Source organism: Pseudomonas sputi (genome assembly GCF_021603585.1).
Taxonomy (GTDB): domain Bacteria; phylum Pseudomonadota; class Gammaproteobacteria; order Pseudomonadales; family Pseudomonadaceae; genus Aquipseudomonas; species Aquipseudomonas sputi.
In genome coordinates, this window is sequence record NZ_BQHI01000002.1 from 418,643 (window position 1) to 440,526 (window position 21,884).

The 21,884-nt window shown below is 60.9% G+C and carries 25 protein-coding genes; 13 read left to right on the forward strand and 12 right to left on the reverse strand.

Annotated elements, in window-relative coordinates; all coding sequences use genetic code 11:
• Window positions 1-57: 57 nt before the first annotated feature.
• Window positions 58-1,134: a 3-deoxy-7-phosphoheptulonate synthase gene (locus tag L6D81_RS04535; RefSeq protein ID WP_011335309.1), complete on the reverse strand. Its 1,077-nt coding sequence runs from the start codon at window positions 1,132-1,134 to the stop codon at window positions 58-60.
• Between the two features lie 130 nt (window positions 1,135-1,264).
• Window positions 1,265-1,708 (reverse strand): PilZ domain-containing protein, encoded by a 444-nt coding sequence (locus tag L6D81_RS04540; RefSeq protein WP_236178053.1) that lies wholly within the window; start codon window positions 1,706-1,708, stop codon window positions 1,265-1,267.
• On the opposite strand from L6D81_RS04540, the gene L6D81_RS04545 reads away from it, so the two are divergent.
• From L6D81_RS04545 to cysB, 5 genes are all read left to right on the forward strand, one after another.
• Entirely contained in the window at window positions 1,707-2,093 is a 387-nt protein-coding gene (locus L6D81_RS04545) for a thioredoxin family protein (RefSeq protein WP_236178054.1), read from the forward strand. The two genes, L6D81_RS04540 and L6D81_RS04545, sit on opposite strands and share 2 nt — an antisense overlap.
• Window positions 2,093-3,049 (forward strand): putative 2-dehydropantoate 2-reductase, encoded by a 957-nt coding sequence (locus L6D81_RS04550; protein WP_236178055.1) that lies wholly within the window; start codon window positions 2,093-2,095, stop codon window positions 3,047-3,049. The genes L6D81_RS04545 and L6D81_RS04550 overlap by 1 nt, the downstream gene beginning before the upstream one ends.
• A 23-nt stretch (window positions 3,050-3,072) precedes the next feature.
• Window positions 3,073-3,978, forward strand: a complete 906-nt coding sequence (locus L6D81_RS04555; protein WP_236178056.1) for a 5'-nucleotidase — start codon at window positions 3,073-3,075, stop codon at window positions 3,976-3,978.
• A 98-nt stretch (window positions 3,979-4,076) separates the two neighbouring features.
• Complete coding sequence (locus L6D81_RS04560) at window positions 4,077-4,580, forward strand: universal stress protein (RefSeq protein ID WP_236178057.1); 504 nt, start codon at window positions 4,077-4,079, stop codon at window positions 4,578-4,580.
• A 113-nt stretch (window positions 4,581-4,693) separates the two neighbouring features.
• Window positions 4,694-5,668, forward strand: coding sequence for an HTH-type transcriptional regulator CysB (gene cysB, locus L6D81_RS04565; protein WP_003183769.1), 975 nt, complete (start codon window positions 4,694-4,696; stop codon window positions 5,666-5,668).
• An 8-nt stretch (window positions 5,669-5,676) separates the two neighbouring features.
• Here the strand turns inward: cysB and L6D81_RS04570 are convergent, their stop codons facing one another.
• Together L6D81_RS04570 and L6D81_RS04575 are read right to left on the reverse strand one after the other, a co-directional pair.
• On the reverse strand, window positions 5,677-6,159 hold the full coding sequence (locus L6D81_RS04570; protein ID WP_236178058.1) for a GreA/GreB family elongation factor: 483 nt from the start codon (window positions 6,157-6,159) through the stop codon (window positions 5,677-5,679).
• 2 nt (window positions 6,160-6,161) lie between these two features.
• A complete protein-coding gene (locus L6D81_RS04575; RefSeq protein WP_236178059.1) occupies window positions 6,162-6,569 on the reverse strand; it encodes a hypothetical protein in 408 nt (135 codons plus the stop codon).
• A 124-nt stretch (window positions 6,570-6,693) separates the two neighbouring features.
• Between L6D81_RS04575 and earP the strand changes: the two genes are divergently transcribed.
• Window positions 6,694-7,836, forward strand: a complete 1,143-nt coding sequence (gene earP, locus L6D81_RS04580) for an elongation factor P maturation arginine rhamnosyltransferase EarP (protein ID WP_236178060.1) — start codon at window positions 6,694-6,696, stop codon at window positions 7,834-7,836.
• Between the two features lie 48 nt (window positions 7,837-7,884).
• A complete protein-coding gene (locus L6D81_RS04585; RefSeq protein ID WP_003226785.1) occupies window positions 7,885-8,454 on the forward strand; it encodes an elongation factor P in 570 nt (189 codons plus the stop codon).
• A gap of 65 nt (window positions 8,455-8,519) precedes the next feature.
• On the opposite strand, the gene L6D81_RS04590 is transcribed toward L6D81_RS04585, so the two are convergent.
• From L6D81_RS04590 to L6D81_RS04605, 4 genes are all read right to left on the reverse strand, one after another.
• A complete protein-coding gene (locus L6D81_RS04590) occupies window positions 8,520-9,533 on the reverse strand; it encodes an alpha/beta hydrolase (RefSeq protein ID WP_236178061.1) in 1,014 nt (337 codons plus the stop codon).
• Window positions 9,534-9,566: 33 nt separating this feature from the next.
• Window positions 9,567-9,986 carry an organic hydroperoxide resistance protein gene (locus tag L6D81_RS04595; RefSeq protein WP_034155242.1) on the reverse strand — a complete coding sequence of 140 codons (420 nt, stop codon included), beginning with the start codon at window positions 9,984-9,986 and terminating at the stop codon, window positions 9,567-9,569.
• A 270-nt stretch (window positions 9,987-10,256) separates the two neighbouring features.
• Entirely contained in the window at window positions 10,257-10,721 is a 465-nt protein-coding gene (locus tag L6D81_RS04600; protein ID WP_236178111.1) for a MarR family winged helix-turn-helix transcriptional regulator, read from the reverse strand.
• An 83-nt stretch (window positions 10,722-10,804) separates the two neighbouring features.
• A complete protein-coding gene (locus tag L6D81_RS04605; RefSeq protein ID WP_236178062.1) occupies window positions 10,805-11,761 on the reverse strand; it encodes a LysR family transcriptional regulator in 957 nt (318 codons plus the stop codon).
• A 112-nt stretch (window positions 11,762-11,873) separates the two neighbouring features.
• Between L6D81_RS04605 and L6D81_RS04610 the strand changes: the two genes are divergently transcribed.
• Entirely contained in the window at window positions 11,874-12,623 is a 750-nt protein-coding gene (locus tag L6D81_RS04610) for a sulfite exporter TauE/SafE family protein (RefSeq protein ID WP_236178063.1), read from the forward strand.
• Here L6D81_RS04610 and L6D81_RS04615 read toward each other — a convergent pair.
• Window positions 12,613-13,467, reverse strand: coding sequence for a LysR substrate-binding domain-containing protein (locus tag L6D81_RS04615; RefSeq protein ID WP_007955701.1), 855 nt, complete (start codon window positions 13,465-13,467; stop codon window positions 12,613-12,615). The two genes, L6D81_RS04610 and L6D81_RS04615, sit on opposite strands and share 11 nt — an antisense overlap.
• A 97-nt stretch (window positions 13,468-13,564) precedes the next feature.
• Here L6D81_RS04615 and L6D81_RS04620 point away from each other — a divergent pair, with 97 nt between their 5' ends.
• Together L6D81_RS04620 and L6D81_RS04625 are read left to right on the forward strand one after the other, a co-directional pair.
• Window positions 13,565-13,780, forward strand: coding sequence for a DUF1127 domain-containing protein (locus L6D81_RS04620; RefSeq protein ID WP_236178064.1), 216 nt, complete (start codon window positions 13,565-13,567; stop codon window positions 13,778-13,780).
• A gap of 64 nt (window positions 13,781-13,844) precedes the next feature.
• A complete protein-coding gene (locus L6D81_RS04625; RefSeq protein ID WP_236178065.1) occupies window positions 13,845-15,092 on the forward strand; it encodes a winged helix-turn-helix domain-containing protein in 1,248 nt (415 codons plus the stop codon).
• Here L6D81_RS04625 and L6D81_RS04630 read toward each other — a convergent pair.
• Window positions 15,089-16,435 (reverse strand): class II 3-deoxy-7-phosphoheptulonate synthase, encoded by a 1,347-nt coding sequence (locus L6D81_RS04630; protein ID WP_103386347.1) that lies wholly within the window; start codon window positions 16,433-16,435, stop codon window positions 15,089-15,091. The two genes, L6D81_RS04625 and L6D81_RS04630, sit on opposite strands and share 4 nt — an antisense overlap.
• A gap of 150 nt (window positions 16,436-16,585) precedes the next feature.
• On the opposite strand from L6D81_RS04630, the gene L6D81_RS04635 reads away from it, so the two are divergent.
• The gene (locus tag L6D81_RS04635; RefSeq protein ID WP_236178066.1) at window positions 16,586-17,341 is read left to right on the forward strand and encodes a spermidine synthase; all 756 of its coding nucleotides are present in this window, start codon (window positions 16,586-16,588) and stop codon (window positions 17,339-17,341) included.
• Window positions 17,342-17,344: 3 nt separating this feature from the next.
• Here the strand turns inward: L6D81_RS04635 and L6D81_RS04640 are convergent, their stop codons facing one another.
• The gene (locus tag L6D81_RS04640; protein WP_236178067.1) at window positions 17,345-18,136 is read right to left on the reverse strand and encodes a crotonase/enoyl-CoA hydratase family protein; all 792 of its coding nucleotides are present in this window, start codon (window positions 18,134-18,136) and stop codon (window positions 17,345-17,347) included.
• A gap of 422 nt (window positions 18,137-18,558) precedes the next feature.
• Between L6D81_RS04640 and L6D81_RS04645 the strand changes: the two genes are divergently transcribed.
• A complete protein-coding gene (locus L6D81_RS04645; RefSeq protein WP_476748319.1) occupies window positions 18,559-20,229 on the forward strand; it encodes a DEAD/DEAH box helicase in 1,671 nt (556 codons plus the stop codon).
• A 77-nt stretch (window positions 20,230-20,306) separates the two neighbouring features.
• Here the strand turns inward: L6D81_RS04645 and L6D81_RS04650 are convergent, their stop codons facing one another.
• Window positions 20,307-21,074, reverse strand: coding sequence for a DODA-type extradiol aromatic ring-opening family dioxygenase (locus L6D81_RS04650; protein WP_236178068.1), 768 nt, complete (start codon window positions 21,072-21,074; stop codon window positions 20,307-20,309).
• 102 nt (window positions 21,075-21,176) lie between these two features.
• Between L6D81_RS04650 and L6D81_RS04655 the strand changes: the two genes are divergently transcribed.
• Window positions 21,177-21,833 (forward strand): thiopurine S-methyltransferase, encoded by a 657-nt coding sequence (locus L6D81_RS04655; RefSeq protein ID WP_236178069.1) that lies wholly within the window; start codon window positions 21,177-21,179, stop codon window positions 21,831-21,833.
• The last annotated feature ends 51 nt before the right edge of the window (window positions 21,834-21,884 follow it).

Genomic DNA, 21,884 nt, shown 5'->3' on the forward strand with positions numbered 1-21,884 from the left:
GCACACACAAAAACGCCGGGCAATGCCCGGCGTTTTTTTATGCCTGCGAAACGGCTGTCAGCCGCGCTGACGTTTCGGCAGTACATCCTTGAGCTTGGCGTGCATGCTGCGCAATGTGTTTTCGGTTGCGGACCAGTCGATGCAGGCATCGGTAATCGACACGCCGTATTGCAGGTCGGCGAGGTCTTTCGGGATCGCCTGGCAGCCCCAGTTCAGGTGACTTTCGACCATCAGGCCGATGATCGACTGGTTGCCTTCGAGGATCTGGTTGGCAACGTTCTCCATCACCAGCGGTTGCAAGGCCGGATCCTTGTTGGAGTTGGCGTGGCTGCAGTCGACCATGATGTTCGGCTTGATCTTGGCCTTGTTCAGCGCCTGCTCGCACAGGGCGACGCTGACCGAATCATAGTTAGGCTTGCCGTTGCCGCCGCGCAGTACCACGTGACCGTAGGCGTTGCCCTTGGTGGTGACGATCGACACGCCACCTTCCTGGTTGATGCCCAGGAAACGGTGCGGGCTGGAAACCGACTGCAAGGCGTTGATCGCCACGGTCAGACCGCCGTCGGTGCCGTTCTTGAAGCCGACCGCCGAGGACAGGCCGGAAGCCATTTCACGGTGGGTCTGGGATTCGGTGGTCCGTGCGCCGATGGCCGACCAGCTGATCAGGTCCTGCAGATATTGCGGGGAAATCGGGTCGAGGGCTTCGGTCGCGGTCGGCAGGCCTTTCTCGGCCAGATCCAGCAGCAACTGGCGACCGATGTGCAGACCGTCCTGGATCTTGAACGAGTCATCCAGGTACGGGTCGTTGATCAGGCCTTTCCAGCCGACGGTGGTCCGTGGCTTTTCGAAATACACGCGCATGACCAGATACAGGGTGTCCGAGACTTCTGCCGCCAGCACCTTCAGGCGATCGGCATATTCGTGGGCAGCCTTGATGTCGTGGATCGAGCAGGGGCCGATCACCACGAACAGACGATGGTCAGTGCCATCGAGAATGTTGCGGATGACTTCGCGACCCTTGGTGACGGTGCGCAGGGCAGCGTCGCTCAGAGGAATATCACGCTTGAGCTGATCGGGAGTGATCAGGGTCTCGTTGGAGGCGACGTTTAGGTCGTTGATCGGTAAATCAGCCATCGTTTACTCGTCAGGTCACGGGTGCCGGCCGCCAGCGATCCCCGCGCGGCGGAGCACAGCAGATTTAAGCGCGTCGGGGAGCCGAACCTTATCGCGTTAGACGCCTGCTAGACAATGGGCAAGTCACTGTTCAGTCCGGCACGGGTTGAGCAAAAGCCTTGCGAACGGTGTCGTGGGAGAATTCGTCGGCGTGCTGTTCGACCCATTGCAGGGCCAGGGCCTGAATATCCTGGAGGTCGTCGTGGGCGTCGTTGAGTCGGCAATAGCGTTCGATCTGACACACTTGCTCACCCATTCGCGCGCTGAACAGCGTCTGTTCGTCGGTGAAGGCGATGCCCACCAGATAGCCTTTCTTGCGTCGCAGGCACCAGGCCACGTAGCCCGGATAACAGATGTCGGCATTTAGAGTCGGCATGCGCACTTGCAGCGCAGTGCCATGGCGCCAGGCACGGTGGTAATTGCAAGCGATGCCGCCGAGGCTGATAGTGTGCAGCCGTTGACGCGAAATACACTCCGGTGTGCGCAAGGTCAATTCAACGGGCACATCATCCGGATGAGGAATAAACCGTCCCATGAGCACAGACTCCCTGTGTCGGCCATTTGACATTGTTTCCCCCAGTATAGTGGTCGAATCGCAGCTGACCGATTTCGACGCCGATCAACGGCTGCTGGCGATGAACGGTGTTTCGCTGGTGATCTTCACCAGCGTCGGCTGCGCCAGTTGCCGTTATGCCCGCGAAGTGTTGCCGGGTCTCGATCTGGCGGTCGATCGCGTGTGCTGGATCGATGCCGGTGACAACGGCGGACTGGTCGAGCGTTATCAGGTCTTTCATTTGCCGGCGCTGTTTGTGGTGCGCGACGGCGAGTTCTTCGGGGCGGTGCACACGCGCCTGAATGCCGATGAGCTGAACACTGCCGTGGCGCAAGCGCTGGGTCGAATTGCAGAGGAGTTGCCGTGATGGGGGCAGTCGTCAAGAGGCCGGTGGTAGGGATTATCGGCACCGGCGCAATCGGAGGGTTCTACGGCTTGATGCTGGCTCGGGCCGGATTCGATGTGCACTTTTTGCTGCGCAGCGAGTTTTCCGCGGTCGCCGAGCGCGGCTTGCGGGTGGACAGCGCGGTTCACGGCACGTTGACGCTGAACCCGGTGCAGGCCTATTCATCGGCTGAAGACATGCCGCCCTGCGACTGGCTGCTGGTCGGCGCCAAAACCACCAGCAATGCCGGGTTGGCGCCGTCGATTGTTCAGGCGGCGAAACCCGACGCGAAAGTGCTGGTGCTGCAAAACGGCCTCGACGTCGAGGACAGCCTGCGGGCGTTGCTGCCCGATTCCCTGCACTTGCTGGGCGGTTTGTGCCTGATCTGCGTCCACCGCGAGGGGCCGGGGCAGATCACCCATCAGGCGCTGGGGGCGGTAAACGTCGGTTATCACAGCGGCCCGGCAGCGGAGGACGCGGCGCGCATGGCGATCGTCGAGGAGGGCGCCGGCCTGTTCCGCGCCGCCGGTCTCGACTCCCAGGCGATGCCGAACCTGCATCAGGCGCGCTGGCAGAAACTGGTGTGGAACATTCCCTACAACGGGCTTTCGGTGTTGCTCGGCGCCGGCACCACGCCACTGATGGCTGACACTGACAGCCGCGCCTTGATTCAGGCATTGATGGCTGAAGTGGTGCAGGGCGCCAGGGCCTGCGGTCACGACATGCCGCCCGGCTACGCTGAATACCTGTTCATGATGACCGAGAAAATGCCCGACTATTGGCCGAGCATGTACCACGACTTCCTGCACAAGCGACCGCTGGAGCTGGAGGCGATCTACGCTCGTCCTTTGGCGGCGGCAAAAGCGGCAGGCTGCGAATTGCCGCGAATCGAATCGTTGTATCGCACACTGAGCTTTATCGACCGGCGTAACGTTTAAGCCGGTCGCACCGGGGGAAAGGCATGGCCAAGAACATCGATGACAAACTGGTGCTGGCGATTTCGTCCCGTGCCCTGTTCGACCTGAGTGAAAGCCACAAGGTCTATGAGTCGAGCGGCGTCGAAGCCTATCGGCAATATCAGATCGACCACGAAGACGAAATCCTCGCGCCGGGTGATGCCTTTCCGCTGGTGGAAAAACTGCTTAACCTCAACAGTCGCCTCGGCCGCGCCCGGGTCGAGGTGGTTCTGGTGTCGCGCAACAGTGCCGACACCGGCCTGCGCGTTTTCAACTCCATTGGTCACTACGGCCTGGCGATCTCCCGCGCGGCGTTCGTTGGCGGCCGTAGTCCTTATCCGTACCTGAAGGCTTTTGGTTGCGACCTGTTTCTCTCCACCCATGCCGAAGACGTACGCGCCGCGCTGGACGCCGGTTTTGCGGCGGCGACCATTCTGTCCGGCGGTGCCAGCCGTGCCGCCAGCGACGAATTGCGCATTGCCTTCGACGGTGATGCGGTGCTGTTTTCCGACGAGTCGGAGCGGGTCTATCAGTCCGGTGGTCTTGAAGCCTTCCAGGCCAAGGAGCGTGAATCCGCGCGTGAGCCGTTACGTGGTGGACCGTTCAAGGGCTTTCTCGCGGCGCTCAATCTGTTGCAGCGCGAGTTCACCGATGAGGAGTGCCCGATTCGCACCGCACTGGTCACCGCACGTTCGGCTCCGGCCCACGAGCGGGTGATCCGCACCTTGCGCGAATGGGACATCCGTCTGGACGAGTCGCTGTTCCTCGGCGGCCTGACCAAATCGGCGTTCCTCGAAGCCTTCGCCGCCGACGTTTTTTTCGACGATCAGGCCGGCCACTGCGAGCTGGCCCGGGAAGTCGTGGCGACGGGTCATGTGCCCCACGGCATCAGCAACGAACCGGCGGTCTAAAGCCCTCGTGGTTCAAGACGTTGCGTCGCACGTCGTACTCTCCAAGGCACTGCTAAGCTGAATCAAATCTCCGCCATGTTGGCACGCGAGGGGGTCATATGATTCGTTCGATGCTGTATGCCACTGACCTCGGTCTGTACGCACCGTTAGTGATGCAGCATGCCCTGGCGATGGCGCGAACGTTCAATGCCGATCTGTACGTGGTGCACGCGGTGGAACCCATGGGGCTGTTTGCCGAATCGGTGTTGCAGAGTTATCTCGATGAAGAGGCGTTGAACGAATTTCACAGTCAGGGTCTGAAAACCGTCATTGCCAATATCGAGCAGCGGGTGCTCGACAGTTTTCGCGAAGAGCTGGGGGACGAGGGCGAGCAGGATCTGCTGCGGATACGCGCAGTGCGGGTGCTGCAGGGCGATCCGTCACAGGTGATTCTCGATCAGGTGCAGAAACTCTCTGTCGATTTGCTGATCGTAGGAAGTCACAGCCATGGGGTCGGGGCCGAAACACCGCTGGGGCGAACGGCAGCCCGACTGCTGCAATTGTCCAAGGTACCGGTTTATCTGGTGCCGTTGGTGGAGCGTCGGCGTCGGGAGGATCGCTGAAGCGGGAATAATGGCACTTTGATAAAAAAGTTCTAGATTTATTCTTCAAACCATTAATATAGTTATATACCGTCGCTGATGCCCGTGGCGTCTACCTGCTTTGAGGGATTCATATGAAGCTTCAACAATTGCGCTACATCTGGGAAGTGGCGCACCACGACCTCAACGTTTCCGCTACAGCCCAAAGCCTCTACACCTCGCAACCGGGCATCAGTAAACAAATCCGTCTGCTGGAAGACGAACTGGGTGTCGAAGTGTTCGCCCGCAGCGGCAAGCACCTGACCCGCGTCACCCCGGCCGGCGAGCGCATCATCACCACTGCCGGTGAAATTCTGCGCAAGGTCGAAAGCATCAAGCAGATCGCCCAGGAATTCTCCAACGAGAAAAAGGGCACCCTGTCGATCGCCACCACCCACACCCAGGCGCGTTACGCACTGCCACCGGTGATCAGCAATTTCATCAAACAATACCCGGACGTGGCGCTGCACATGCACCAGGGCTCGCCGATGCAGATCGCCGAAATGGCCGCTGACGGCACCGTGGATTTCGCCATCGCCACCGAAGCGCTGGAGCTGTTCGGCGATCTGGTGATGATGCCGTGCTACCGCTGGAACCGCTGCGTGGTCGTGCCTCAGGGGCACCCGCTGACCAAGCTGCCGAAGCTGACCCTCGAAGCGCTGGCCGAATACCCGATCGTGACCTACGTGTTCGGTTTCACCGGCCGTTCGAAACTCGACGAAGCCTTCAGCCATCGCGGCCTGACGCCGAAAGTGGTGTTCACCGCTGCCGACGCCGACGTGATCAAAACCTACGTGCGTCTGGGCCTGGGCGTTGGCATCGTGGCGAAAATGGCGGTCGACACCAAACTGGATAACGATCTGGTGGTGCTCGATGCCAGCGAACTGTTCGAGTCCAGCGTGACCAAGATCGGTTTCCGTCGCGGCACTTTCCTGCGTGGCTTCATGTGCGACTTCATCGAGAAGTTCGCGCCGCACCTGACCCGCGAAGTCATGGCCAAGGCCATTCAGTGCCACAACAAGCAGGAACTGGAAGAGCTTTTCGATGGTGTCGAACTGCCCGTCCACTAAGTCCCCGTCTACAGCACCTCGGTGACAGCAAACTGTTGCCGGGTGCCTGCCACCAGAATCGCCACCTCGTCCCCCTCGAACTTGCCCAGCAGGCTTTTGCCCAGCGGCGAGCGCGGGGTGATGACGGTAATCGGCTGACCCACCACATCGACTTTCAGGCCCGCCGCGTCCGGCGCCAGAAACAGCCATTGCTCGCGACCCTTTTCGTCTTCAAGACCAAGCAGGGCGCCGATTTCAATCCCTCGCTGATCGTCGTACGCGCGCAGCGTCAGGTTCTGGCACAGCGCCAGCGACTGACGGATTTCCTCGACCCGTTTCGCCTGGCCCGCCGCCAGATATGACGCCTCGAGCCCCAGGGTGTCGTACTTGTTTTCGGCGATGTTCTCTTCGTGGGTCGCGGTTTCGTACGCGGTTTGCGCCGCGCGTTCGGCGATGTCGAGGTCGACGCGCAGCTTGTCGAGAATCAGTTGGTGAACGATCTGTTTATTCATGATCAATCGCAGAATTGCAGGACATTGGCGCGGCTTTTTTCGCTGGGGGCCGTCTGATCCTGCTGCAGCCAGAACTGGCATTTGGGGTTCGACAGATTACGTGTGCTGCCACGCGCCTGGTCCAGGCGTGCCTGCTGTTCGTTCTTGCGCAGGTTTTCTTCATACTGCTCGAACAGGCGGTTTTGTGGCTCAGGTTGTGGCTGGGGCTGGGCGGCTACCGGAGGCTTGCTCAGTTGTTGCACCGCCTCCGCCACCGGCTGCAACTGCCGGCTGAAGAGTAGCGAGGCGAGCCAGCAGGTCAGCGCAATGGCCAGGAAACCCAGCCACAGACCCAGAGCAATACTGCCGGTCAATTGCAGCGCGCTAAGCTGAACAGGCAACGGGCGACGCGGGTTGGGACGGTAGGGCATGGCTGCCTCCTGGCGGATGAATGCGGGCGAGTGGCGATTGTCGCACGAAGATTAATTGCCGTCGGCTCTTCTGCATGGAGACATTTATGCGGACAATCGGCGCTTTTGCCAACGGGAGCCTTGAATGCCGCCACTGAACACCCGCTGGGACATTTTTTGTACGGTCGTCGACAACTACGGCGACATCGGCGTGACCTGGCGTCTGGCCCGGCAACTGGTCAGCGAGCAGGCCATGACGGTGCGACTGTGGGTCGATGATCTGCGTGCTTTCGAACGCATTTGCCCAGAAATCGACATCGGCCTCGATCGGCAATGGCAGCAGGGCGTCGAAGTCCGGCACTGGCCGGCTGAATGGCAGGAATCAGAAGCGGCCGACGTGGTGATCGCTGCGTTCGCCTGCCAGTTGCCGAGCCTTTATATGGACGCCATGGCCGCACGGGAAAAGCCGCCGTTGTGGATGAACCTCGATTATCTCAGCGCTGAAGACTGGGTGATTGGCTGCCACGGTCTGCCGTCGGTGAAGTACAAGTCGGTGCAGAAGTACTTTTTCTTTCCGGGGTTTCAGCCGGGTACCGGCGGCTTGTTGCGTGAGAGCGGTTTACTGGACCGGCGTCAGCAGTTTCAGCGGGATCCCGAGGCGCAGCGACAATTCCTGCAGGGTCTGGGGATCGATCCTGCGCCCGATGCGCAGCTGATTTCGCTGTTTGCCTACGAGAATGCCGGGCTCGCCAGTTGGCTGGATGTGCTTGCGGCTGACTCTACGGCGACCCATCTGCTGGTGCCGGAAGGGCGGATTCTCGGCGATGTCGCCCGCTGGCTCGGGTTAGAGTCGTTGGCCGTCGGGGCAACGCATGTTCGTCAGTCGCTGACCGTGCAGGTGCTGCCGTTCGTCCGTCAGGATCAATATGATCAATTGCTCTGGTGCTGCGATTTCAACGCGGTGCGCGGCGAGGACTCGTTCGTTCGGGCGCAGTGGGCGGGGCGGCCGATGCTGTGGCACATCTATCAGCAGGATGAAGACATCCATCTCGACAAGCTCGACGCCTTCCTTGCGCTCTACACAAAACGCCTTTCGCCGGCTGCCGTCGAGGCGATGAACGGTCTCTGGCGGGCCTGGAGTGCCGGGCAGCCTATCGGCGACCACTGGCTTGAGGCCCGTAAATACTGGCCAGAACTGCAGGAAAATGCCGAAGCATGGTGTCTGGAACAGGCCTTGCAGGCCGATCTTGCGACGGCGCTGGTACAGTTTTACCGAAATTGGATATGATACGCGGCCTAGATTTTTGTAAATCCCATCCAAATTCGGATATTCGCAATGAAAACTGGTAAAGAACTCAAACCCGGTACCGTGATCCGTATCGACAACGATCCTTGGCTGGTTCAGAAAGCTGAATTCACCAAATCGGGCCGTAACAGCGCGATCATGAAGACCAAGCTGAAGAACCTGCTGACCGGTTACAAGACCGAAACCGTTTACGGTGCGGACGACAAGCTGGACGACGTGATCCTCGACCGCAAAGAAGCGACCCTGTCCTTCATCAGCGGCGACACCTACACGTTCATGGACACCACCGACTACACCATGTACGAGCTGAACGCTGAAGACATCGAAAGCGTTCTGCCTTTCGTTGAAGAAGGCATGACCGACGTTTGCGAAGCCGTGTTCTTCGAAGAACGTCTGGTTTCCGTAGAGCTGCCGACCACCATCGTGCGTCAGGTTGACTACACCGAAGGTTCCGCTCGCGGTGATACTTCCGGCAAGGTGATGAAGCCTGCCAAACTGAAGAACGGTACCGAGCTGTCGGTGGCTGACTTCATCGAAATCGGCGACATGATCGAGATCGATACCCGCGAAGGCGGTTCCTACAAAGGCCGTGCCAAATAAGCACTGCTTTTTGCGGAAAGAAAAAGCCCGACCATTGAGTCGGGCTTTTTTACGCCTGCTGAAAATTACTGCTTCAGGTGCTGCTTCAGTTCTTCCGAGGCCTGCAGCATCGCCGAGCGCACCGCCGGTACCTGGCTGACCACGTTGAGCAGACCGTAGTCGTGGATCATGCCGTTGAAGCGCACCGAGGTCACCGGCACGCCGGCTTCGTCGAGCTTGCGGGCGTAGGCTTCACCTTCGTCACGCAGCACGTCGGCCCCCGCTGTCTGGACCAATGCAGGCGGCAGACCTTTCAATTGCGCGGTCGTGGCCCGCAGCGGCGAGGCGTAGATCTCGTTCCGCTGGTTGGCGTCGGTGGTGTAGTTGTCCCAGAACCACTTCATCATGTTGCGGGTGAGGAAGTGCCCCTCGGCATACTGGTTATACGAACCGGTGTCGAAATTGGCATCGGTTACCGGCCACAGCAACACCTGGAATTTGATCGCCGGGGTGCCTTTGTCTTTGGCCATCAGGGCGACGACTGCCGCCATGTTGCCGCCCACGCTGTTGCCCGCCACTGCCAGACGCTTGCCGTCGACGTTGATCTCCTTGCCGTGTTCGGCCACCCATTTGGTTGCCGCATAAGCCTGGTTGATTGCCACCGGATAATGCGCTTCCGGCGAAGGGGTGTAATTGACGAACACCGCCGCCGCCCCCGAGCCGACCACCAGATCCCGCACCAGACGTTCGTGGGTCGGGAAATCCCCCAGTACCCAGCCGCCACCGTGGAAGAACATGAACACCGGCAGCTCGCCCTTGACCCCGGCCGGCCGGACGATGGTCAGGCTCAACGGTTGACCATCGACCTGGATGGTCTTCTCGCTGACGTCCGCTTTAGGCAGCGTCAGTTTGACCCCGGACTGCGCGCCCGTCAGTACGGCGCGGGCGTCTTTGGGCGTCATCTGCTCCATCGGTTTGCCGGTGCCGGCGTTCAGCACATCAAGGAATGCCTGGGTGTTGTGCTCAACCTCCCCGGCGAATGCGCTGTGGATGGACAGGGCGAGAAGGGTACCGGTCAAGGCTTTGCTGAAAGTGTTCATGTTCATTTCCTGTACGGGCCTGGTTGTCAGTGATTACACGGTGACGTGCAGACGCACATCGACGTTGCCACGGGTGGCGTTGGAGTACGGGCAGACCTGGTGGGCAGCGTCGACCAGGCTTTGTGCGTCAGCCTGTTCCAGGCCCGGCAGACTGATGTGCAGGTCGATGTCCAGACCGAAACCGCCAGGAATCTGGCCGATGCCGACGTGAGCGGTGATCGACGCGTCGTCCGGGATTTTGCGTTTGGTCTGGCTGGCCACGAATTTCAGGGCGCCGATGAAGCAGGCCGAGTAACCGGCGGCGAACAGTTGCTCAGGATTGGTAGCCGCGCCGCCGGCACCGCCAAGTTCTTTCGGGGTGGCCAGTTTGACGTCGAGGATGTTGTCGCTGGAGATCGCACGACCGTCACGGCCGCCAGTGGAGGTTGCGATTGCGGTGTAGAGAGTTTGCATGGTGTGAGCCTCATTAAGTGTGGTTTGTTGCGCTAATTGTTTGCGCGCTAACTAGGTGCGAAGTAAATGTACTGTGCTAATAGTTAGTGCGCAAGATAAATTTTTGAAAAAAGTTCGGGCAAGCCCTCGGATCAGGCTGAGTCGTGATCTCAAGCTTTTGATATGGAAGGTTTTTTTGAATGTAAATCGAGAGAAAAATTTTTCGGGGATGAGCCAGGAAGGTGCGATACGCCTGCAGGCGCAAGGCTGCGCCCACAGGGAAGGGGGGGCTTAAGCGAGGCTGTCCTGCAGATGACCGCGCAAGGCCTGCAATTCGGCTTGCAGGTTTTGCAGACGCTCCAGCGTGAAGCCGCTGGCCCCGAGGATGCATTGCGGAACGGTTCGGGCCTTGTCTTTCAAGGCGCGTCCCTGGGCAGTCAGTTCAACGATCACCACACGCTCATCCTCGCGGCTTCGCGTACGGCTGAGCAAACCTTCACCTTCCAGCCGCTTGAGCAACGGGGTCAGCGAACCCGGATCGGTCAGCAGGCGGGCGCTGAGTTCTCCTACGGTCAAACCATCCTTCTCCCACAGCACCATCATTGCCAGGTATTGCGGATAGGTCAGGCCAAGTGCTTGCAACAATGGCTTGTAGACTTTGGTCATCATCAACGAGGTGGAATGCAGGGCGAAGCAGGCCTGATTGTCGAGCAGCAGGTCTTCGCAGTGATCGGAGGTGTTGCGGTCGGTGGTCATGTCGGTGCCTTGAACGGTCATGCAGATGAATCTAGCGCTCGAATCTTTAATGCGCCAGACAATTGTGCCCGATGGCGAATCGGTCAGTGCCGGCCCAGCTCACGTTGCAGGGCCAGATCCCACGGTGGCACGGGGCTGAACCGGGTCTTGAGGTATTCCAGCAACAGGCGGCTGCGGGAGCTGGCCTGCTGCTGCAGCCGCAGTGCGTAGATGCCGGCGCTTTCGGGTTTTGGCAAGCCGTTTTCACAGAACAGCGGCAGCAATTCGCCACGCAACAGGTATTCGCTGGCCAGCCAGGTCGGCAGATGCGCGATTCCGAGTCCGGCGAGCGCACCGCAGACCAGCGCCTCAGCGTTGTTGGCGCTCATGCGCACCCGGGCGGGGCGGTGCAACTGCATCTGCCCATCCTGTTCGAAGCGCCATGCGAAGGGCGGGGCGAGGCCGTCCCAATCGAGGCCATCATGTTCGCTCAATTGCGCGGGCTCGCTCGGCACGCCCCGACGCTTGAGATAGTCAGGGCTGGCGCAGGCGATGCGCACAATGCTCGCCAATGGCGTGGCCACCAGCCGGGTGTCGGCCATTTGTCCGGCGCGCAGCACCAGATCAACCTTGCCCAGATTCGAGCCGTCCATGTCGACAAAGCTGTCGATCAGATGCAGTTGCACGTCGAGCCCCGGATACAGCACCAGAAAATCGGCAATCACCGGCGCCAGATGCCGTCGCCCGAACGCCGCGGGCGCATCCACCCGAATCAAGCCTTCCGGCGCGCTGCTCAGGGACACCGCTTCAGCGCGAGCCAATTGCAACTCGGCCACGATCCGCCGCGCCCGTTCGGCAAATGCCAGGCCGGCCGGCGTGGCGCGCACCGCATGGGTGCTGCGGATGAACAGCTGGCTGCCGACAGCACTTTCCAGACTGTCAATGCGCCGGGCAACGGCCGATGGCGTCAGCGGATGGCGGCGCGAAGCCGCAGAAAAACTGCCGCTCTCCAGTACATCGAGGAACAGCCCAAGCTGATCGGTCAATTGGTTGGGATTCATGAATCTGCTCAATGCCTATGCGAGTTTGGCACAGCCATTGTGCGTTGCTGTGCGTTTCCGTGCCAGCGCTGACTGCGTACGATGAGCTGACTGACGTATGAGGAATTCTGCCGTGATCGAGTTTTTGCTGTACCTGGTGTTTGGCGCCGCCCTTGGCACTCTGGGTGGGATCTTCGGCATCGGCGGCGGGCTGATCGCCATTCCACTGCTGGGCGTGTGGTTCGGGCTCGATCAGCAAATCGCCCAAGGCACGGCGCTGGTAATGGTGGTGCCGAACGTCATGCTGGCGTTGTGGCGTTATCACCAGCGCAACCGCATCGAACTTCGCCATGCGTTGCCTTTGGCGGTGATGGGATTCTGTTTCGCGTGGATCGGCTCGATCTGGGCCGTGGGCATCGACGCGCAAACCATGCGCATCGGTTTTGTCGCGTTCCTCGTGGCGTTGTCGGCCTACAACCTGGTGCGCATGTTTGGCGCGCGTCCGGCGGCAACTTCCGAGATGCGTTATTCATGGCCGTGGCTGGGTGTGCTCGGCGCGGCGTCGGGCACCATGGGCGGTTTGTTCGGTGTCGGCGGGGCAGTGGTGGCGACGCCGGTGCTGACCAGTCTGTTCGGCACCACTCAGGTGGTCGCTCAAGGTCTGTCGCTGGCGCTGGCATTGCCGAGCACCGGTGTCACGCTGGTGACGTACGCGGTGCACCACGAAGTGGACTGGATGATCGGCCTGCCGCTGGCCATCGGCGGTCTGGCCAGCATCAGTTGGGGCGTGAAAGTGGCCCACGCGATGCCGGAAAAACGCCTGCGCGGGCTGTTCTGCGGTTTCCTGGTGCTGTGCGCGGTGATGCTCGCCTTTAAAGTTTGAAGCCTTCGACGATGTGCTCGGCCAGGCATTCGGTGATCGGTGACGGATTGTTCAGGTTGCGGATCAGCATGATGCTGGCCTCGGGCAGCAGCGGCAGATCCTCGGCGGCCCCGAGAATGCGCAGGTCCGGGGTGATCAGGCTTTCCAGTTGCGCGGTGATCGCCAGGCCCGCGCTCACCACTGCCATCAACGCCGAGAGGCTGGTGCTGTTGTAGGCAATCCGGTATTCCCGGCCCATCGCGTCCAGCGCATTGCAGGCCCACAGGCGACAGAAACAGTCACTGTTGAACATCGCCAGCGGCAACGGCGTCTGTTCGTGAGCGCTGAAGTTTTGCGCCTCGGCCCAGACGAAACGCTCCTTGCGCAGCAACTGGCCAATCTCGTTCCCCGGCTCGCGAGTGACGATCGACAGATCCAGGTCCGTGCGTTGCAACAATTGTTTGGTTGACTCGCAGTGCACTTCGATCTGGATCAGCGGATAGAACTGGGCGAAGCGCGACAGGATCCCGGGCAGAAAGCGCATCACGTAATCGTCCGGCGTGCCGATCCGCACCGTGCCGACCATGTGCGGCTCGCGCAGGGTATTAAAGACTTCGCTGTGCAATTTCAGGATGCGCCGCGCATAACCGAGCAACACCTGGCCTTCAGCGGTCAGGCGCACCTGACGTCCGTCGCGTTCGAACAACTGGCGCTGCAGCACGTCCTCTTCCAGACGCTTCATCTGCATGCTCACGGCTGATTGGGTACGGTTCACCATTTCGCCGGCGCGGGTAAAACCGCCCTGATCGGCAATCGCGACAAAGGTGCGCAGGACATCGGTATCGATACTGGGATATGCCGACAATTGATGAATCTCCGTGATGCATGCCATCAGAAACATTCGTTGGATTGATCGTAGCTCCGGCGGGAGACTTGAGCCATCCCAAAAAGGAGGCAACACGATGAAAGGTCAAAGAGAGTACGCAGGCGAAGAAAAATTTTCCGGCCATATCGTTTCCGATCTGATGCACAAGTTTAGCCGGTGGTACGAATTGCACCGTGAGCGTGAGCTGCTCGCCAGTCTGAGCGACGAAGCGCTGAAGGACATCGGGGTTAGCCGTGCCGATGTCGAACATGAGTCGGTGCGGCCGTTCTGGGACGATCCGATACATAAATGATGAGGCCATCGCTACACAAACCCTCTTGCAGTGAGGTAGGTTGCGAGCAGACATGGAGGTACACATGCCCGCGACATTGTCCTTTTCCCTTAAACAGGCTCGACGTCTGGCACTGGCTGCCCAAGGGTTTCACGGGCGCCAGCCGCCGGCTGTCAAGGCCATGCACGTCAACCGGCTGATCGAACGCCTCGGCCTGTTGCAGATCGACTCCGTCAACGCTGTGGTGCGCTCGCACTACCTGCCGCTGTTTTCTCGTCTCGGTTCCTATTCTTCCGATTTGCTCGACCAGGCTGCCTGGAGTTCGGGGCGGCGTCGTTCGTTGTTCGAATACTGGGGGCATGAAGCGTCGTTGCTGCCGCTGTCGATGTATCCACTGATGGGCTGGCGCATGCAGCGGGCCAAGCGTGGTGAAGACATTTATCAGCAACTGGCGCGGTTCGGTCGCGAGCAGCAGGACACCATTCGCCGAGTGTTGGCGTCGGTTGAAGAGCAGGGCGCATTGGGCGCCGGCAGCCTGTCGACCCGCGAGGAAAAGGCCGGGCCGTGGTGGGACTGGAGCGCGGAAAAGCATGCGTTGGAATGGCTGTTTGCCGCTGGCGAAGTCACCGTGGCCGGGCGCCGAGGCTTCGAGCGGTTGTATGACTTGCCGGAGCGAGTGATTCCGGCTTCCGTGCTGCACCAGCCATTGCCCGATGAAGCCGAGGCGCAGCGCGGTTTGTTGTTGCATGCAGCGCAGGCGCTGGGTGTCGCCACGGAAAAAGACCTGCGTGATTACTTCAGGCTGAACCCCTCCGATGCCCGCCCGCGTCTGGCCGAACTGGTCGAGGACGGGCAACTGCTGACCTGTGAAGTCGCTGGTTGGCGGCAGATCGCCTACTGCCTGCCCGACCCAAAAGTCCCGCGCAAGGTTGAGGCCAGTGCATTGCTTTCGCCGTTTGATTCACTGATCTGGGAGCGCAGCCGGACCGAGCGACTGTTCGATTTCCGCTATCGGCTGGAGATTTACACGCCGCAGGATAAACGCGTTTACGGCTACTACGTGTTGCCGTTTCTGCACAACGAGCGGATTGCCGCGCGGGTTGATCTGCGCGCCGAACGGGCGGCGGGGCGGTTGGCGGTGCATGCGCTGCACGAGGAAGAAACGGGGCTGGACGAGACGGGGATGCTGGCCTTGGCGCTGAACTTGCGGCGCATGGCGGACTGGTTGGGGCTTGAGCAGGTGCAGCTCAATTGTCAGCGGGAAAGTGCGGGGCGATTGCGGGTGGCGTTGGCTCAAGTCGAAAACGACCGAGCCAACGTCATCGCGATTTAGCGTTTGACCTGTTTCAGGGTTTCGGCGATCAGGAACGCCAGTTCCAGCGACTGATCGGCATTCATCCGCGGGTCGCAGTGGGTGTGATAGCGATCCGACAAGCCATCTTCAGTGATCGGCCGCGCACCACCGATGCACTCGGTGACGTTCTGCCCGGTCATCTCGATGTGGATGCCGCCGGCGTAGCTGCCTTCCGCCTCGTGGACCTGGAAGAACTGCTTCACTTCGCCAAGGATCTGCGCAAAGTCGCGGGTCTTGTAACCGCTGCTGGCCTTGATGGTGTTGCCATGCATCGGGTCGGAACTCCACAGCACCTGCTTGCCTTCGCGCTGCACCGCACGGATCAGCGCCGGCAGGTGATCGCCGACCTTGTTCGCGCCCATCCGCGCGATCAGGTTGAGGCGGCCCGGGTCGTTGTCCGGGTTGAGCACATCGATCAGGCGGATCAGGTCGTCGGGGTTCATGCTCGGGCCGACCTTCACTCCGATCGGGTTGTTCACTCCGCGCAGGAATTCGACGTGGGCACCGTCGAGCTGACGGGTGCGGTCGCCGATCCACAGCATGTGCGCCGAGCAATCGTAGTAATCGTTGGTCAGGCTGTCGCGGCGCACGAAGGCTTCTTCGTAGTTCAGCAGCAGCGCTTCGTGGGCGGTGAAGAAACTGGTTTCGCGCAGTTGTGGCGAGCTGTCCATGCCGCAGGCGCGCATGAACGCCAGGGTTTCATCGATGCGATCGGCGAGGTGACTGTACTTCTCGGCCAGTGCCGAGTTGGCGATGAAGTCCAGGTTCCACTTGTGCACCTGATGCAGGTCGGCAAAACCGCCCTGGGCAAAGGCGCGCAGCAGGTTGAGCGTGGCGGTGGACTGGTGATAGGACTGCAGCAGACGCTCCGGGTCCGGTACGCGGCTGGCGGCGTCGAAACCGATGCCGTTGACGATGTCGCCACGGTAGGCCGGCAGGGTCACGCCGTCGATGGTCTCGTCGTTGGCCGAGCGCGGCTTGGCGAACTGACCGGCCATGCGCCCGACCTTGACCACCGGGCAACCGGCGGCGAAGGTCATGACGATCGCCATTTGCAGCAACACTTTAAAGGTGTCGCGGATCTTCGCGGCGGAGAACTCGGCGAAGCTTTCCGCGCAGTCGCCGCCCTGCAGCAGGAACGCCCGGCCCTGGGTGACTTCGGCAAACTGACGACGCAGCTCGCGCGCTTCGCCGGCAAACACCAGCGGCGGATAGCTGGCCAGCGTCTGCTCGACCTGGCGCAGATGCGCGGCGTCGGGGTATTGGGGTTGTTGCTGGATCGGCAGGGCGCGCCAGCTGTCAGGGCTCCAGGGTTGGCTCATCACGGTCTCTAAGGTTCTACGCACGGACGGCCATGTTAGCAGCAATTAGTGCGTGACCTGCTCCCGCCGCTTCGCCGACAATCGCCGCTTTGCCACGGCACCACAGCGGTGCCATCGCGTCACCGCGCCCGGTGACCACCAGGAGACGAAATGACTGAGGAGCGCGTCGAGCGGTTGCTCGCCGAAGTACAGGATGAGTTCGGCGTGATTCGCGTGCTGGAAGTGGCCGACTACCGCTTTCTGGAGTTCGGCGATGCCATCGAGCAAAGCTGCGTGTTTACCGCCGACCCGAGCTGGCTGGAGTACGACTACACCCGGGCGATGCTGATTGGCGCGTTGTGCCATGAGCAGCCGGAGAGCGCGCTGTTTCTCGGTTTGGGCGCCGGTACGCTGACCCAGGCCTGCCTCAAGTTCCTGCCGCTGGAAGACGTCGAAGCCATTGAACTGCGCCCCGATGTGCCACGCCTGGCCATCGAATATCTCGGGCTGGATGACGATCCACGGCTGTACATCCGCGTCGGCGATGCCCTCGAACTGCTGCCGACCGCTGAGCCAGCGGATCTGATCTTCGTCGACCTGTACACCGATGTCGGCCCCGGCGCCGGACACCTTGCGTGGAATTTCCTCGGTGATTGTCAGAAGCGTCTGAATCCCGGTGGCTGGCTGATCATCAATCAATGGGCCACCGATGACGGCAAACCTCTGGGCGCGGCGCTGTTGCGCGGGCTCTATCACCGACATTACTGGGAACTGCCGGTGAAGGAAGGCAACGTCATTCTGATCGTGCCGGCGGATCTCGATCAGGTGCCGGACATGCAGGCGCTGACTGCACGGGCTGAAGCGCTGGCGCCGAAGCTGGGCTACTCGTTGCAGACGTTGATCAACTGTATCCGTCCGGCGACTTGAGCCTTAAATGCCTTTGAAAATGCCGGGCCTGCGCTCCACCAGCGAGCGCACACCTTCCTTGGCATCTTCAGTGGCCAGCAATTTCTTCACCAGCGGCGGCAAGCTCTGCGCCGCTGCGGTCTCGCCCTCATAGCGCGCCTGGCGCGCCGAAGTCAGCGTTGCCTGCACTCCCAGCGGCGCCTGCCGGGCAATCCGTTCGGCCAGCTCGATGGCGCGCGGCAGCAAATCTTCAGTGGCCATGACTTCCTGCACCAGCCCCAGGCGCAGCGCATCGTGGGCATCGAATTCGTCGCCGGTCAGCAGCCAGCGCATCGCATTGCCCCAGCCGGCGACTTGATGGAAGCGCAATGTCGCGCCGCCGAACGGAAAGATCCCGCGCTGCACTTCCATCTGGGCGAAGCGGGTGTTGCTGGCGCACAGGTTGATGTCAGCGGCGAGCATCAATTCGATGCCGATGGTCAGGCAATAACCCTGCGCAGCGACGATCACCGGTTTGCTGACCCGTGGCCCGACGAACACGCCCCATGGGTCGCAACCGCCGGGCGGCACCTGCCAGCCCTGGGCGAGGGCGGAACTGGCATTCACCAGATCGAGTCCGGCGGTGAAATGCTCGCCATGCCCGAACACCACCGCCACCCGTGCGTCACTGTCGGCCTCGAATTCGCCATAGGCCAGGGCCAGGTCGTTGAGCAGGTCGAGGTCGAACGCATTGCGCTTGGCGGCGCGGTCCAGACCGATCAAATGCACGTGACCGTGACGCGCACGACTCACGCGGCCGGGGCAGGGCTGATTCATGGGTGTTTCCTCGCAGGGCAAGAAAGGGTGCAGCGACCAGATGCCGCACGTCGGTGAATCGTTTAAGCGCCATCGCCCGCAGGGCCGGGGTCTTTGAAAAATAGACCTTTGCCCGATTATCCGCAAAACCCCGTTACACAGCGGTGACAACTGTATTTCGCTGATAAAAAAAGCTCCCTTTTTGGGCAAATTCCGGTATAGTGCGCGCCGGCCTTTAACCGGGCCGCGTTTAGGTAGCGCAATTCCCCGAAGTCAGCTTCGGCTGCACGTCCGCACTGCGGGCTCTTCCTTGACGATTCTTTTTCATTCATTCGTTTTCGCAAATCCCCGCCGACAAAGCTGCCAGGGCGACTCTTGAGTCTCAACACGGCATGTGCAGCTTTGGAGCATGGGTCTTTGCGGATGCACTTAGAGGCAGACCCATGACCCAGGAAATCGGCGGCTTCGCCGCTCTTGAACTTCATCCCAATATTGTCGCTGCAGTAGTCGCTACCGGCTATGAAGAGCCTTCGGCCATTCAGCAGCAGTCGATCCCGATCATCCTCGCCGGTCACGATATGATTGGTCAGGCGCAAACCGGTACCGGTAAAACCGCTGCCTTTGCCCTGCCTATCCTGCACCGCATTGATCCGTCCAAGCGCGAGCCGCAAGCTCTGATCCTGGCCCCAACTCGTGAGTTGGCGCTGCAAGTTGCAACCGCTTTCGAAACCTACGCCAAGCAAATGCCGGGCGTGACTGTTGTGGCTGTCTACGGCGGCGCGCCGATGGGCCCACAACTGAAAGCAATCCGTAATGGCGCACAGATCGTTGTCGCCACTCCGGGCCGTCTGTGCGACCACCTGCGTCGCGACGAAAAAGTGCTGCAAACCGTGAACCACCTGGTTCTCGACGAAGCAGACGAAATGCTCAAACTGGGCTTCATGGACGACCTTGAAGTCATCTTCAAGGCCATGCCGGAAACCCGTCAGACCGTATTGTTCTCGGCGACCCTGCCGCAATCGATCCGTGCCATCGCCGAGCGTCATCTGCGCGATCCAAAGCACGTGAAGATCCAGAGCAAGACCCAGACCGTTACCGCGATCGAACAGGCTCACCTGTTGGTTCACGCTGACCAGAAGACTTCTGCCGTTCTCAGCTTGCTGGAAGTGGAAGATTTCGACGCTCTGATCATGTTCGTGCGCACCAAGCAAGCGACTCTGGATCTGGCCAGCGCCCTCGACGCCAAAGGCTACAAAGCCGCCGCGTTGAACGGTGACATCGCCCAGAACCAGCGTGAGCGCGTGATCGACTCGCTCAAGGATGGCCGTCTGGACATCGTTGTGGCGACCGACGTTGCCGCCCGTGGCCTGGACGTACCGCGCATCACCCACGTATTCAACGTGGACATGCCGTACGATCCGGAATCCTACGTGCACCGTATCGGCCGTACCGGCCGTGCCGGTCGCGAAGGCCGCGCGCTGTTGCTCGTCACGCCGCGTGAGCGTCGCATGCTGCAGGTCATCGAGCGTGTGACCGGTCAGAAAGTTGCCGAAGTGCGTCTGCCGGACGCCCAGGCCGTTCTCGATGCCCGCATCAAGAAACTGACCAACAGCCTGTCGCCGCTGGTGGCTGACGCCGAGTCGACTCATGGTGATCTGCTGGATCGCCTGACCGCCGACATCGGTTGCACCCCACGTGCCCTGGCTGCCGCACTGCTGCGCAAGGCCACCAATGGTCAGGCGCTGAACCTGGCAGCGATCGAGAAGGAACGTCCACTGGTGCCGAACAGCGCGCCACGTGGTGACCGTCCTGATCGTGGCGAGCGTCCTGATCGCGGTGACCGCGAGCGTCGTGCGCCAATGCCGCTGGGCGAAGGCCGTGCCCGTTGCCGTACCGCGCTGGGCGCGCGTGACGGTATCGCGGCGAAAAACCTGCTGGGCGCTATCCTCAACGAAGGTGGTCTGGCACGTGAAGCCATCGGTCGCATCCAGGTGCGTGACAGCTTCAGCCTCGTCGAGCTGCCGGAAGATGGTCTGGACAAACTCCTGACCAAGCTGAAGGACACTCGCGTCGCCGGCAAGCAGCTGAAACTGCGTCGCTACCGCGAAGATTGATCCGCCCTTGGGCTGATTGATCGAACATAAAAAATCCCCGACTGGTTCGGGGATTTTTTTTGCCTGCGATTTGGGCATCAGCCGAAGCGGTAGATGTCCATGCCCAGAGCCCCCATCGTGAAGCCTTGATGGGCAATGCTGAAGTCGCCGCCGGCACCTCGGGCGAAGTACAGCGGCAACAGGTGCTCGTCGCTTGGATGGTTGTGTACTGCGTTCGGTGCCTGCTGACGGTAATCGTGCAGGGCGGCTTCGTCGTTGGTGGCGAGCTTGTCGACTATCCAGTCGCGAAAGTCCCGGGCCCACGACTCGACGCTTTCCGGACCCGCGTGCCAGTCCAGTTCTCGCAGGTTGTGGGTGATGCTGCCGGAGCCGATCAACAGAATGCCCTGTTCGCGCAGGCCGGCCAGCGCCTGGCCGACGCGATTCTGCAGCGCCGGGCCGCCACGACTCGGCAGGGAAACCTGCACCACCGGGATGTCAGCCTGCGGGTACATCAGCGACAGCGGCACCCACACGCCGTGATCGAACGGTCGTTGCGGGTCGAGGCGCGCCGGCAGGTTGTTGGCGGTCAGCAGGTCGGCGACCTCGCGAGCCAGTTGCGGATTCCCCGGAGCGGGATACTGCACTTCAAACAATGCGCGGGGGAAACCACCGAAGTCGTGCCAGGTTTCCGGTTGCGGATGGCTGCTGACCAGCAGCTCATGGCTTTCCCAGTGGGCGGAAACGATGACGATGGCTTTCGGACGTGGCAGTTCAGCCGCCAGTCGTGAAAGGGCCGGGCCACTGGCGCCGGGCTCCAGTGCCAGCATGGGCGAGCCATGGGAGATAAACAGGCTGGGAAACATGGAAGGGTTCCTGAGCGTTAAGATGGCTTATCTTCAGTCAGTTCATTGATCTAATTCCAATATAAGTTTTAACGCCTTTTCATCGAATTCCTCGGAGGATGCATGCAGCCGGAGTTTTGGCACAAGAAGTGGGAATTGAACCAGATCGGCTTCCACCAGCCCGAGGTGAACCCGTATTTGCAGCGGCATTGGCCCGATCTGGCCTTACCGGCTCAGGCGCGAGTCCTGGTGCCGTTGTGCGGTAAAAGCCTGGATCTGCTGTGGCTGGCCGGACAGGGATATCGGGTGCTCGGCGTCGAGCTGTCGCAAAGGGCCGTCGAAGACTTCTTCCGCGAGCAACAATTGCAGGCGCAGATCAGTGAAGAGGGTGGTTTCAAGGTTTATCGGGGCGGGGCGATCGAGTTGTGGTGCGGGGATTTCTTCGCCTTGTCTGCAAGCGATGTTGCTGACTGCACCGGTCTGTATGACCGCGCGGCGCTAATTGCCTTGCCGGCACCGATGCGCGAGCGCTATGTGACGCATTTGCTGGGCATCTTGCCAGTGGGCCTTCGCGGTTTGCTCATCACGCTGGATTATGATCAGGCGCAAATGCCTGGGCCGCCGTTTGCGGTGGAAGATTCCGAGGTACAGCGATTGTTTGGCGGCGACTGGCAGGTGCAGGCGCTGGGGGAGCAGGACGTGTTGAGCGAAAGCGGGAAGTTCCTGCAGGCGGGAGTGACTCGCCTGGAGGAACGGGTGTACCGGCTGACTGGTCGGTAACGGGCACAAAAAAGGGCCCGCATCACTGCGGGCCTTTCTATTTGAGCCGGG